This window comes from Mesorhizobium dulcispinae, assembly GCF_033977345.1.
Lineage (GTDB): Bacteria > Pseudomonadota > Alphaproteobacteria > Rhizobiales > Rhizobiaceae > Mesorhizobium > Mesorhizobium dulcispinae.
The window spans coordinates 61470-74310 of sequence record NZ_JAVIIY010000016.1 but is presented as its reverse complement, the minus strand read 5'-3'; the positions used below and the strand labels follow the sequence as shown (position 1 = coordinate 74310).

The 12841-nt window shown below is 60.9% G+C and carries 12 protein-coding genes and 2 pseudogenes; 5 read left to right on the top strand and 9 right to left on the bottom strand.

Going from position 1 to position 12841, the window contains the following annotated elements:
• Positions 1-9 precede the first annotated feature (9 nt).
• The 6 genes from RFN30_RS26645 to RFN30_RS26620 all read right to left on the bottom strand — a co-directional run bounded on the left by RFN30_RS26645 (position 10) and on the right by RFN30_RS26620 (position 6640).
• On the bottom strand, positions 10-1158 hold the full coding sequence (locus RFN30_RS26645) for an 8-amino-7-oxononanoate synthase (RefSeq protein WP_320265043.1): 1149 nt from the start codon (positions 1156-1158) through the stop codon (positions 10-12).
• Entirely contained in the window at positions 1155-2096 is a 942-nt protein-coding gene (bioB, locus tag RFN30_RS26640) for a biotin synthase BioB (RefSeq protein ID WP_320265042.1), read from the bottom strand. The genes RFN30_RS26645 and bioB overlap by 4 nt, the downstream gene beginning before the upstream one ends.
• Before the next feature lie 144 nt (positions 2097-2240).
• Positions 2241-3095, bottom strand: a complete 855-nt coding sequence (gene nadC / locus RFN30_RS26635) for a carboxylating nicotinate-nucleotide diphosphorylase (RefSeq protein WP_320265041.1) — start codon at positions 3093-3095, stop codon at positions 2241-2243.
• Positions 3095-4636 carry an L-aspartate oxidase gene (locus RFN30_RS26630; protein ID WP_320265040.1) on the bottom strand — a complete coding sequence of 514 codons (1542 nt, stop codon included), beginning with the start codon at positions 4634-4636 and terminating at the stop codon, positions 3095-3097. Before RFN30_RS26630 ends, nadC begins: the two co-directional genes overlap by 1 nt.
• The gene (gene nadA / locus RFN30_RS26625; protein ID WP_320265068.1) at positions 4633-5607 is read right to left on the bottom strand and encodes a quinolinate synthase NadA; all 975 of its coding nucleotides are present in this window, start codon (positions 5605-5607) and stop codon (positions 4633-4635) included. Before nadA ends, RFN30_RS26630 begins: the two co-directional genes overlap by 4 nt.
• 64 nt (positions 5608-5671) lie before the next feature.
• A complete protein-coding gene (locus tag RFN30_RS26620; RefSeq protein ID WP_320217231.1) occupies positions 5672-6640 on the bottom strand; it encodes an NUDIX hydrolase in 969 nt (322 codons plus the stop codon).
• 171 nt (positions 6641-6811) lie between these two features.
• On the opposite strand from RFN30_RS26620, the pseudogene RFN30_RS26615 reads away from it, so the two are divergent.
• Positions 6812-6993, top strand: a pseudogene (locus tag RFN30_RS26615) (3-methyl-2-oxobutanoate hydroxymethyltransferase); the annotation flags it as partial.
• 264 nt (positions 6994-7257) lie between these two features.
• Here the strand turns inward: RFN30_RS26615 and RFN30_RS32530 are convergent.
• The 3 genes and pseudogenes from RFN30_RS32530 to RFN30_RS26600 form a co-directional block, all read right to left on the bottom strand.
• A pseudogene (locus RFN30_RS32530) lies at positions 7258-7454 on the bottom strand (DUF8462 domain-containing protein).
• 1579 nt (positions 7455-9033) lie between these two features.
• Positions 9034-10263 carry a Fic family protein gene (locus RFN30_RS26605; protein WP_320265038.1) on the bottom strand — a complete coding sequence of 410 codons (1230 nt, stop codon included), beginning with the start codon at positions 10261-10263 and terminating at the stop codon, positions 9034-9036.
• Positions 10264-10669: 406 nt separating this feature from the next.
• Complete coding sequence (locus tag RFN30_RS26600; protein ID WP_320265037.1) at positions 10670-10837, bottom strand: hypothetical protein; 168 nt, start codon at positions 10835-10837, stop codon at positions 10670-10672.
• 403 nt (positions 10838-11240) lie between these two features.
• Between RFN30_RS26600 and RFN30_RS26595 the strand changes: the two genes are divergently transcribed.
• The 4 genes from RFN30_RS26595 to RFN30_RS26580 all read left to right on the top strand — a co-directional run bounded on the left by RFN30_RS26595 (position 11241) and on the right by RFN30_RS26580 (position 12598).
• On the top strand, positions 11241-11396 hold the full coding sequence (locus RFN30_RS26595) for a hypothetical protein (protein WP_320229286.1): 156 nt from the start codon (positions 11241-11243) through the stop codon (positions 11394-11396).
• Positions 11397-11409: 13 nt separating this feature from the next.
• On the top strand, positions 11410-11568 hold the full coding sequence (locus tag RFN30_RS26590) for a hypothetical protein (protein WP_320265036.1): 159 nt from the start codon (positions 11410-11412) through the stop codon (positions 11566-11568).
• A 292-nt stretch (positions 11569-11860) separates the two neighbouring features.
• A complete protein-coding gene (locus tag RFN30_RS26585; RefSeq protein ID WP_320223075.1) occupies positions 11861-12211 on the top strand; it encodes an AAA family ATPase in 351 nt (116 codons plus the stop codon).
• 63 nt (positions 12212-12274) lie between these two features.
• Positions 12275-12598 carry an ATP-binding protein gene (locus tag RFN30_RS26580; RefSeq protein WP_320265035.1) on the top strand — a complete coding sequence of 108 codons (324 nt, stop codon included), beginning with the start codon at positions 12275-12277 and terminating at the stop codon, positions 12596-12598.
• The last annotated feature ends 243 nt before the right edge of the window (positions 12599-12841 follow it).

Below are 12841 nucleotides of genomic sequence, written 5' to 3'. Positions count from 1 at the left end.
CGGGTCATGTCACCTTTGGTCATTCTGCGCCAACGCCTCGACAAGCGCATCGATCATGGCGGATATGGCGGCTTCATCGACGTTGAGCGTCAGCGATATGCGCAGGCGCGAAGTCCCTTCCGGCACAGTCGGCGGACGAATGCCGCGTATGTCGAAGCCGCGGGCCTGCAGTGCCGCCGCTACCGCCATGGTGCGCCGGTTGACGCCGATGACAACTGGTTGGATCTGCGTTCCGCTGGGCTTTATGCCGCAGCGCTCTGCCAATTGGCGGCCCGCCAAGGCAATGCGCTCATGCAGTTGAATACGGCGCATTGGCTCGTCGGCGAGCATGGCGAGCGCTTCACGCGCAGCAACCGCCATCAGCGGCGACGGCGCGGTGGCGTAAATGAATGGCCGGGAGCGGTTGACGAGATAGTCACACAGCGCTCGCGGCCCGGTGACGAGCGCTCCTGAGGCGCCGAGCGCCTTGCCGCAGGTATGCAGCGCGAGGACGTTGTCGCGGCCTTCGAAAGCGACGGCAAGGCCGCGGCCATCCGGTCCCCACACCCCGGTGGCGTGCGCCTCGTCGACAATGATGAACGCCTCGTGCCGGTCGGCGAGCGCCATAAGGCTCTCCAAAGGCGCGCAGTCCCCACCCATGCTGTAGAGGCTTTCGACCGCGATCCAGACGCGTCCGATGCCGCCTTCGGCGCGCCAGCGCGCGATCTGACCCTCGACGGCGTCGACGTCGTTGTGCGCGGCCAAAACGAACTGCGCGCGTCCGGCGCGCGCGCCCTCGTGCATGCTGGCATGGGCGAGCTCGTCGAGGACGAGTAGGTCGCCCTTCTGCGGCAGCGCCGTCAGAATAGCGAAATTGGCGATATAGCCGCCGCCGAAGAAAAGCGCGCGCTCGGCCCCGAAAAAGGCCGCAGCGTGAGCTTCCAGTTCCTCGTGCTCCGGCGCGTTGCCGCGCAGCAGCCGCGATCCTGTTGCGCCGACCGGCGTGCCGCGTGCAATCGCGGCAGCAACCGCATCGCCAAGCCTCTTGCAGGCGGCAAGCCCGAGATAGTCGTTCGATGAAAAGTCGAGGCCGGCGCGCGGCGCAAGCCGCCGCAGCCGGCCCTTGCGCGCCAGTCCCTGCAAGGTCGCCTCGTAGCGGGCAAACAGTGCCTCGTTCACTGCGCCTCCAGTTCCATCGGCTCGATGCCGAGACGCCTAAACAGCAGCGTATCCTTGTCCTCGCCGGGATTGTCCGCCGTCAGCAGCGTATCGCCGACGAAGATCGAATTGGCGCCGGCAAAAAAGCACAGCGCCTGCATCTCATCGGTCATGGCGGTGCGGCCGGCCGAAAGGCGGACATGCGATTTCGGCATCATGATGCGGGCGAGCGCGATCATGCGCACGAACTCGATCGGCTCGATAGGGCTGGCGTCGGCAAGTGGGGTGCCAGCGATCGGGATTAGCATGTTGATCGGAACGCTTTCTGGATGCTTAGGCAGATTGGCGAGCGTCACCAGCATCTGGATCCGGTCCACCGGCTCTTCGCCCATTCCGACAATCCCGCCGCAGCAGACCTTGATGCCGGATTGGCGAACGTTCTCCAGCGTATCCAGCCGATCGGCAAAGCTGCGCGTGCTGATGACCTCGCCATAGTAGCGCTCCGACGTGTCGATGTTGTGGTTGTAATAGTCGAGCCCCGCCTGCTTCAGGCGACCGGCTTGCTCGAGATCGAGCATGCCGAGCGTCATGCAGGTCTCCATGCCAAGCGCCTTGACGCCTTCGACCATGGCGACCACCGCATCCATGTCACGCGGCTTGGGATTGCGCCAGGCAGCACCCATGCAATAGCGGGTGGCCCCGGCATCGCGCGCCTTGGTCGCCTCAGTGATGACTTGCTTGACCTCCATGAGCTTCGAGGCCTTCAGGCCCGTTTCGTGATGCGCCGACTGGCTGCAATAGCCGCAATCCTCCGGGCAGCCGCCTGTCTTGATGCTGAGCAACCGGCTGAGCTGGACCTTGTTGGGATCGAAATTCTGGCGGTGAACGGTCTGCGCTAGGAAGAGCAGATTGTTGAAAGGTGCATCGTGAAGTGCCCGAGCCTTCTCTAGGGTCCACATCCCGCCATCAGCGCATTGCGTGCGTGGCATCGTGTTAGCCGGATTGGTGTCGTGCATATCCGTCCTGTTTCCTAGCTCTTCGCTTTGTCCTGGCTTCTTCGTCTGATTCATGCCGCTTCGAATGACTGTCGTTTCGTTGGCGGATCACGGCGCGTAATAGTCCAGTCCGATGTCGAGAATTGGCGCGCTGTGGGTCAACCAGCCGACGGAGATAAGATCGACGCCAGTGGCCGCGATGGCTGGCGCCGTCGCAGGCGTGATCCGGCCCGACGCCTCCGTGATCGCCCGGCTGGCGACCATGACCACCGCCTGGCGAAGCTCATCGAGCGACATGTTGTCGAGCAGGACAGCGTCTGGGACAAGCGAGAGGGCTTCTTCCAACTGGGCTAGCGTGTCGACCTCGACTTCTATCTTGACGAGGTGGCCGACGCTCTGTCGCGCGCGTTTGATGGCGGAGCGGATGCCACCGGCAGCCGCGATGTGATTGTCCTTGATCAGAACGGCGTCGTCGAGGCCGAAGCGGTGACTGGCGCCGCCACCAGCGCGCACGGCGTATTTTTCGACAGCCCGCAACCCGGGCGTCGTCTTGCGGGTGCAGGTGATCTTGGCGCGGTGCTCGCAAACCGCTGCGACAATCGATGCGGTTGCCGTGGCAATGCCGCTCAAATGGCACAGGAAATTCAGCGCCGTCCTTTCAGCGGTCAGAATGGCCCGGGTCGGGCCACTCACCGATGCAATTATCTCCCCTTGCGCAACTTTGCTGCCGTCTGCTCGGTTCACATCTATCTTGATATTTTGGTCGATCAACCTGAACGCGAGCCTCACCAGATCGAGCCCGGCGACAACCCCGGGCTGGCGTGCGGCCAGCACGGTCGTGGCGTGATGATACTTCGCTACGGTCGCCTCGGTGGTGACGTCACCGGCTCTGCCCAGGTCTTCGAGAAGGGCGGACCGAACCAGCGGCTCGAGCATGATTGCGGGAAGTGGTAACAGACTCATCAGGTGGCGCTTTCCAGCGTTGGCGAGTGCGCCAGTTCCCGAGCCTCGGCGAGGGCGGCTTCGAGGGTGATCTCGGAACGACGCGCAACAGCCGCATGATGGGGAAAGTCCTCGCGGTAATGAGCGCCGCGGCTCTCTCGGCGCCGCAAGGCGGAAATAGCAAGCATCAGACCGACAGCCGCCGGATCCGATGCCGCGTCCTCGCGTTCAGCGAGCGGCAACAACGCCCGTGCGGCTGCTTTCAAAGCTTCGCCATTGCGCACGATACCGAGTGCGCGCGACACGAAAGGACGCGCGGGTACCGGATCGGGCGATGGGTAATCGTCCGCAAACACTGGCTTTGTTCTGCGAGCAGGCGTTCCGCCCACGCTTTCAGCGACCCAGCGCGCGCATACGACGGCCTCAGTCAAGGAATTGCTGGCGAGCCTGTTGGCGCCGTGCAGTCCGGTCGAGGCGGCCTCGCCACAGGCCCACAACCCCTTGACCGACGTCCTGCCCGAGCCGTCCACGGCAACGCCACCCATGTGATAGTGCTGGGCAGGACGAATGGGAATGAGATCGTGCACGGGATCAATCCCCAGTCCACGACAGGCACATGCGATTGTCGGGAAGTGTCGAACAAATTCTGGGCCAGGCCGCTTCCGCGCGTCGAGGAAGACCTTATGGCCATCTGCCAGATGGCTCCAGACTGCGCGCGCCACGACGTCGCGAGGCGCGAGTTCGGCGCCCGGCACGCCATCGAGGAAGCGCCGGCCCGTCTCGTCAATCAGGGTGGCGCCTTCGCCGCGGACAGCCTCGCTGACCAGCGCCATGGGGCGTTCGGGGCCCTCAAGCGCGGTCGGGTGGAATTGGATGAATTCGAGGTCGGCAAGGACAGCTCCGGCGCGGGCCGCAAGTGCCAGGCCCTGTCCGCAGCTGCCCGAGGGATTGGTGGTGTCGAGAAATAGCCCGCCGATCCCACCGGTGGCAAGGACGACCCGCCGTGAGCCGAAGAAGACAGGTCCTAGCGCACAGCTTGCCCAGACGCCTCGGATCGCATTCTCCCTGACCGCTAGTCGGCGCGCTTCCACGCCCTCCACGACAACGATCGAGGGGGTGGAGCGCACGGCATCAATCAGTGCGCGCATGATCTCACGCCCGCTGCCGTCGCCATGAGCATGAACGATGCGACGTCGGCTGTGTGCGGCCTCCAATCCGAGGCACAGGGGTCCTTTTAGCGTACGGTCGAAGCGAACCCCAAAGCGCGCAAGCCCCTCGATCGCGTCAGGCGCGGCCTGAAGGATGCGGCTCGCCATATCTTCATCGCAAAGCCCGTCGCCGGCGGCGAGCGTATCAGCCAGGTGCAGTGTCGGATGGTCGTCTTGGCCGAAACTCGCAGCCAGCCCCCCCTGAGCCGAGGTACTCGAAGTGTCGGCTCCCAGAAGCGTCCTGGACAAAACAAGCACCGGCTCCGGCGCCAATTGAAGCGCGGTCATCAATCCGGCGATGCCGCCCCCGATGATGATGGGCCGCCCGAAGAAGCTGCGGACATCGGGGCTCAAATTGCCAGCATCCGTTCGACTGCGAGCCGCGCGCGCCCCGCGATCCCGGGTTCAATGGTGACGACATGATGGTTCTGCTCGAGCGCCATGCGGATGTTGGCAAGCGTGATCCGCTTCATGTGCGGGCACAAATTGCAGGGCCGGATGAACTCGACATCCGGGTGCGCTAACGCGACGTTGTCACTCATCGAGCATTCCGTCATCAGCACGACACGTGGCGGCTTTTGCCTTTCGACATAGTCGGACATGGCTGCGGTCGAGCCGGAAAAATCGGCTTCGGCAACCACGTCGGGTGGGCATTCGGGATGGGCCAGCACTGTCACGCCGGGATGGTTTTCGCGCAACTCGCGGATATCGGCCGGCGTAAAGCGCTCATGCACCTCGCAATGGCCTTTCCAGGCGATGATCTCGACGTCGGTCTGGGCGGCGATATTGTGGGCCAGATATTCGTCCGGCAACATAATCACCCGGGGGACGCCAAGGGATTCGACGACCGCCTTGGCGTTGCCCGATGTACAGCAGATATCCGATTCGGCTTTCACTTCGGCCGATGTGTTGACATAGGTGACGATCGGCACGCCGGGATAACGCTGTCGCATCAAGCGCACGTCTTGTGCCGTGATCGAATCAGCCAGCGAGCAACCGGCGCCGAGATCCGGAATGAGCACGACCTTGTCCGGATTAAGGAGCTTGGCCGTTTCGGCCATGAAATGCACGCCGGCCAGCACGATGACTTTCGCCTCGACCGTCATAGCCTTGCGGGCCAGCGCCAAGCTGTCGCCGACGATGTCGGCAATGCAGTGGAAGATCTCGGGTGTTTGATAGTTGTGAGCCAGGATGACGGCATTGCGCTCGCGTTTGAGCGTCAGAATGGCCTCGATGTCATCGCTGAAAGCCGCCCATTCCCCCGGTGGGATAACGCGCCAGACGCGCCGATACAGAGACGCGGCCGAAGGTAACGCCCCGCTCATCGGCGCCTCCAATTATAATCCGTTTGACTATAAGGGATATATATCTATGTCGACTATAAGAGTGTCAACCCCGAGCGACCGGCAATTTTGTGCCGACTATCGCCGTTTCGTCGAGGACCGCGTGCCGGAAGCGATAGAGCCTTGCCGGTCGCCCGCCCGTGTCGACAGAAGTCTCGCCAGTCTCCTCGACCAGCTCCTGCTGCTCTATGAGGCGACGAAAGTTCGGCTTGTTGATTAGCCTGCCGGCGAGCGCTTCGACGGTTCGTTGCAGCTGGAGCAGTGTGAAAGACTGCGGCATCAGCTCAAAGACGACCGGCCGGTATTTGATCTTCGAGCGCAGTCTCGCAATGCCCGTCGCCACGATGCGCCGATGATCGGCGACCATGGGCTTGCTGGGCACCAGCGAGGCCCTCGTGGTGTCGCGTCCGCTCCCGGCCTCTTGGACCAGGCCTGCTTCGTAGACTAACTCATAGCGTTGAAGCGTGAGTTCCTCGTTCCAATGGCGGTCGTCAAAGCCGAAGGCCATCGCCGCCCGTTGCCGACGTTCGCGTCGCATGGCCGCGTCGCCCACGCTGTTTGCCCATTCAATCAGGCGCGGTCGCAGGACGTCCAGCAGCATCGGCGGCGTGCCGGAGCGGTGGTCCTCCCATGGAAAATATTCATACCAGCTTCGCCAGCCGCACTTGGGCGAGCCCGATGCCTTTTCCATGCGAGTTAGTGCGAGATAGCTGATGGAGATGGCGCGCTGCCGACGCTCGGCGCCGACGCGGTCCCGGTCAGCGAAAGTGTAGAGCTGCTCAATATAGCCCAGCGGATGGCCGGTCTGCTGCTCAACCCAACCCCTCAACCCGGATTGCAGCGATCTGTGCTCAAGCGCAAATGGTCCGGAAGGCAGAGTGTCCGCCTGCCCGATGGTGAGGACACAGGGTTCACCGTCGTTTACGGCGACGACAAAGGCGATCAGGTCCACTTTGACTTCATCGCCCGTGACGGCGGCTCGGTCTTTGCTGGCTCCTGTTTCTTGATCGTCCATGTTGTTCGCGAAAGTGGTTGGTTGGTTACGGCGCCTGAATCGATTTAATTTAAGCGCAGCTGTCTGCACGTCAACATCGCGCAGCCGCACGGCTTTTTTTAGCTCTTCGCATTTGCACAAAGACGTGCCAAACGCGACACCTGCGGGGGGTGACGCCGGGGAAGGAGGCACTTGAGCACTGCTGGTGGTTCGAAGGCGATTACACCGCCCGATATCCAGGCGCGTAAGGGTGCGTCCCCGTCGTCTGGCTGACGGCCTATACGACGCCGATTGCAAAACTGGTCGATCGACATTGCGACATCGTTCTTATCGGCGACAGCGTCGGCATGGTCCTGCGCGGCGCTCCGCAAACGACCCTTGTGTGCATCCGCCACAGGCGGCGCCTGAGCGGACTGGTACTGTGGCAATCGGTTCTTGGCCGTTCGGCATAGCTGATTGCGGATGCCAAACGCGTGTCGCTGCCCTTCAGTTCGGCATTAGGTAGCTGCCGCCACCAACTTTACCGCAAACCGTTGTCGCTAAACGCGACACATCGGGGTTCCTCCCAGCGGTCAATTCCCGGCCACGCTTCTGGCATAAGCGCCATGGCTCGGATCTCCATACGACAGCTCTGAAAATCACTCACCCGAAAGGCGATGTCGCCTGATGAAATCGGCGAAAAGCGGAACGGTGAAGTCGAGATAGCCGTGATCGGTGCTGTAGATCATCCCTTAAAGATGATGCTCGCGCGGGCCGGGCCAATGGACTTCTGCGTTCGGCCCATCGCCTTCGCGATGTCAGAGACCGGATAGGGGCCGTTGCCGAGGGCCGCCATCGACGTGACGAATTGGACCTCGGCCTTGGTCAGACGATCCAGACGGACGCGGAAGAAGCCGTCGTCCAGGGATTTGATCGTTTCCGTGTAAGATGCTTGGACATCGTTCTCGTTGATCTGCGGGCCCTGCGCGTTGTTCCAGGAGAAGGAGGCGAGTTCCTGGAGAAAGAGCGGATAGCCCTTTGTCATGTCGAAGACGGTCGTCAGCGCCTCTTGGGAGATGGTCGCCTTTTGATCATTGATCGGCTTCTCGATCGCCTTCGAGGCAGCCTCCTTATCGAGTGCGCCGACGGCAGGATAGCTGAAGAGCCGTTCTGCGTAGGATTTCGCGTCGCCGGCAAGACGCGCCACCTGGGGCAATCCTGCGCCAACGAAGACGATGGGCAACCCATCCTGGGACATGCGATGAAGAGCGACGATCAGGCCGGATAAATCTTTTTGCGAAAGATATTGCACTTCGTCGATCAGAAGAACCCAGCCCTTGTTAGCAGCTTGGGCGGCACGACCGATCTGGCCGAATAGATCGGGAAGGTCGTGCTGTATATCACCGCTTTCGGCAAGGCCCGGCTCGGGCGTCGGGTCGACGCCGACATTCACGCCGGCGACCTCTATGTTGAATACGGAGGCGAAGTTGCGCAAGCAGCCGAGGGCGGGCGAGGCGAAATGCTTTGCCGCTTCGGTGCCGGAAAGCGAACGAGATACCTTGCGCATTTCAGGATAGAGAAGGTTCGCGAGATTGGTTCTTCGGGAGCCTCGACCTTCGTAACAAGAAGGCCTTCGGCCTCGGCGATCCGGCCGATCTCGCTCAGGAGAACCGTGTTGCCGGTGCCGTGAAGGCCCAAAGTATGAGCGAACGGCCTGACCGCCCATTGATCGCGCGTCCGCAGGAGATCTTGGCGGCTTCAAGGATCGCGTCGCGACCGACAAGTTCGGGGGGACGGCTTCCTGCGCCGGGTGCAAACGGATTAGCGAACGGATCCGTCGGGGTCTCCAGAACAAAGTCTACCGATAGATAGGAGTCTAGTGGAAAACGCTAGTCTCTTTTAGAGTTTGATAGATAACGCCGGCTGCGGGAACTGGGCTCACTAGCGATCGGCCAGCTGGAAGTCGCCCGGGGTGGCAGACGACGCTCCATCCTTAATGCAGTCGTCCTCAAGGGACGCTTCGCTCAGGCCCTTGCGGACTGCGCGCGTCAGCACTTGACGGGACGCGCGACGGCGGATCCGGGGATCAGGCACAGGTTAACCGGGAGTTAGTGGTGGTTGGTGCCGAATAGCGCTTCAGTTCCTCAATGACATTAAGGATAGCGGCCGGCTGGCACCCGTTTGCTTTCCGCCGGAACTGCGCGGAGGGTGTCTGCGTGCTCCAGGTTTTGGATGGCTCGCTTGCGGCGGCATCCCATCAAGAGAATCGCCATTGCCCTGTTCGGGCGAGGGCGTGTCCAAGAAGACTGGGCTCATCCGGATGGCCATCTTCGCGATCGGGTGCGTTGCGCCCATCCAACATAGCGGCCACCTAATGGGTATCGCGCTATTCGGTAGCAACCGCCACCAAGTCAAGGTTGCCGCGTCCGCCGCTGTCAGCGGAGCGATAGGGGTCGCGGATCGGGTATAGTCAATTCGGCATCGGTGAACAGATTCGGGAAGAGTCTCTCGCGATAGTCCAGCGGGAAAGCAATTCGGACAGGGGCTTTGGGCGTTTCGGACTTTAGGAAGCCTTGTCTAACCATTGCTGACATCGTGTTCCGTGCCGTTCTTTCCGATGTCTTGAGAACGAGATGAACATCACCGCGCTCAAGTGATCCGTGTTTGAGGACTGCAGCTAAGAGATCGGGCGCGCGTTTGTCTTCGCTGATGTCCTTGACGAGTAGGCGGTACCGATCTTCCAGGCGACCAAGGTCGAAAATCGCTGTGGAGAAGCGTATTTGGTCGAGTGCCACGGTAAGGAACCACTCGCAAAAGTCCTTGAGAGCTGCTTGCGAGAGATTGCCCCGACCATCGAGGTCTCCGCGACGGGGGCTGTCTGCGTGGTCCATCATCCGTTTGTATTCGCCTCGATCCTTAAGACCGCGGGCCAGGCCTCTGGAAATCGACCACAAGCCATGTCCCCCGATGCCTGCTTTCAGCGCCATCGCATGCGACATCAACCGGGACACACGGCCGTTGCCGTCAGGGAATGGGTGGATATAGTTGAAGCGATGGTGAGCAGAAGCGATGGCAATGATACGGGTGCTCGCCCATTTTTCCGCCACTGCAAAACGCTTTGAGAAGTGTGCCATGAAGGCCTCGACTCGATCTGAAGAGGGTGGCTGGTGTCTTCCGACAACCACGTCGTCGCTCGCAGTCTTTCTGAACTCGCCGGGAACGATCTCGACCTTCGAACCATCTGGCCGTTCCATGAACCTGAACTCTTCGGGCATCTCGTGATAGAACATACGATGCACCCAAGCGATGAACTCAACCGATGTCGGGCTCGGCAAAATTCCTTTGGAATACATCTCATCGATTTTGCGTTGGACGATGACGTGCGCCTTGGCCTCGAGCGCTAATGCTCGCCGTTCCGGCTCGACCTCCGCACCCGCGAGTGCCTTTTCGATGTCCTTGGGACGGGTGTTGTGACCCTCGATCAGATTCGAGTAGTAGCAATTCATCATCCGAACCAGGTCGGCGAGTTCTGCAGCCGATTCTGGATGGAGGCCGCGCCCCAAATCGTCTGCCTCCCTCTGCAGTTCTACCGTGAGGTCCGCTAAGACGGACGGGATGGTGTCCTGGAAAAAGCAGGGCTCGATACGAGCAGGCGTTTCAAACATTTTTTGCCGATCTTGAAAGATACCAATTGCCTTTTATATAAGGCACTTACGTCAGCAATAGGCAATAGGTTGCCGATTATTGTTGCCGATCTTCGTTGCTGCATCGCAGTTGTATGCCGCGAGAGTGGGGCGAGGCTTAATCGAATGCCCTGCAAATCGTTCCTCAGTTGTCCAATTCCGATCGAACCCTGAAACGAGATTCGCTAAGGGCCCGCTTCATGTTCAGGCGGATACGCATACGGCGCTGAGTTTCGACGGCCTCCCGAGGCCGCCGCACTGCCATGCGTATCGACGACCGCCGGCCCTGGAGCCTGAACATGAACGCCCGCGCCTCTAATTCTCCCACGCCCCGCCTGACTCCGAGGGTTCTCGAGCGTCCGGAGCCTTGGGGTTTCGTCTACGTCGATTACGACGCTGAGGCGCGGACGAAGAGGAATCCTTCGCGATCTTCCGCCGCAAATTCCTGGGCGCATTCGGCTGTCGACAGCGGCCGCCTGGCGGTGCGCAGGATCTCCAGCGTCATCTGTCGCTTGTTCGTCCCACCGATAAGCTTGTCGAGCTCGTTGGCGCTCATGGCCGTCGGCGGTCGGCCGCGGCGCTTCTGCGGCTGGTCTTCCGGCCTCCATTCAGGCTCGTAGATCGAGATCACCTTGTCGACGGCCGCGATCTGCGCCTGCAGATCGGCAAGGCCGCCGCCAGCCGCGGGGACGCCCTGCCAGCTCGCTACGCTTGCTCTTCAACTCGTCTGAAACGCCCATCTCGCCCCCGAAATCCTCCTTTCAGAGGTACCAGATCAAGGATTAAACTTCTGGTGGCGGTTGATACCGAATAGCGGGATGGCGGCTAGAGACAGTTCCGGCATTAGGTGGCAAAACCACCAAATCTCCTGAGCGAGCTCATTTACCCTTGTCTCAAGTCGAAACGAGACAAATCGGGGTACGAGCGTCGCGTATGAGTTGAAGCTGAAACGAGCCGAATTGACCAGCAGGCTTGAGGAATTGGCGAAACTGCAGGCCGAGGTGCGCGAGCAGGTCAGTTCCATCGACAGGGTCATTGCCATTTACGAACCCGGTTACGAGCCGACGGCAGCTAGGTCGCGTCCGTTCCGGCCGGACCGCCGGGATCTCAGATGAGGTGAAAGCGTCGATGGGAGGCGTGAACCAGCGCCAGGCCGTGCTCGGAATCCTCCGCGACGCGGCAAGCCCGGTTTCGACGGCCGAATGCGCTGCGAAGTTCTCGCAGGCAGTTGGACTGGGCAATGAAGCGGAGATCGTCGACCAGATGTCGCGTAAGCTGCCCTCTTGACCCAGCTCACGAAAGCCGGGCGCGTGAGGCACGTCGGCAAGACCACAACAGGCAGTTCCTCTGGGAGATCGCCTCCTAGCCCCGCGGCGTTGCCTGGCCAAGTTTGCTTGAAGGCTCTCCCTCCCTGATGACTACCAACGGAATCGCAACGCACGTCCGGCAGGCCGGATGGTCTATCGCAGACCAGTGTGTCGGTGTCGCCGGATATCTTCTATAATCCAGATTATAATAATCGTGATTATAAAAGCGAACGTACGGCCATGGACCACTTTATCGGGAGGGGAAAGGAGCTATGGCTGCTGAACGCGAACTGGACAAGCGTTCGGCATCGCTCGTCGTCGCCTATGGCCGCCGCCGGATCGGCAAGTCAAGGCTCCTGCGCCAAGCTGCCGTCGGCCGCAACGAAATCTATTTCCAGGCGACGCGGGTCTCCTCAGTCCTGAACATGGAACAGTTCAAGCTTGAGGTGGCCCGGGTTCTTGGCCCATCACCCGTCCTGGCGTCGCTCGACAACTGGGAGAGTATTTTCCACTTCGTAGCCGAAGCAGCCAAGGCCAAACCGGGCACTGTGGTCACGATCGACGAAGTCCTGTACCTCGTCGATCAGGACAGCGCTTTACTATCGGTGCTCCAACGGTTCTGAGACTCCGGGGCGGCACGGGCGGGAAACCTCAAGATCATCCTGTGCGGTTCTGCCGTCGCTCAGATGGAGGACCTGCTGGCGGAAACGAACCCGCTTTACGGGCGCGTGACGCTGCGCCTGGAGGTGCGGCAGTTGCCCCTGCGCGACCTTCCGGGGTTCTTTCCGGAGTACAGCGCCGAGCAGCTCACAGAGACCTACGCCATTTTCGGCGGCGTGCCGTACTACCTGACCCTCTCCGACCAGCATGCAAGCCTGCGCGAAAACGTCATCAATCTGCTCCTGACAGAGACCGGGACCCTGATCGACGAACCTAACACCCTTCTGCTGCGCAAGCGAGTCTTGCACAAATTAGGCATCATGAATTTGGCCCGAAAACCAGGTACTTAACGTGCAATTGGTGGTCTTTGCTGCCTAATGCCGGACAGTTCCTGACAGATTAAGGTGCCAGCTTCGCAAGGCGTATTCGAAAGCGCGCAGCGATCTAACTGCATTTGCTGCGAGGGAAATTGTGCGTTGCACAAAATTTGACGTGTGGCTAGCGTTCTTCCGCTGCGGGAATCGGGTTTGGGTAATACGTGACGAAGCACTGAGAACCGATGCTTCGTCGATAGTGCATTCATACCTGAGGAC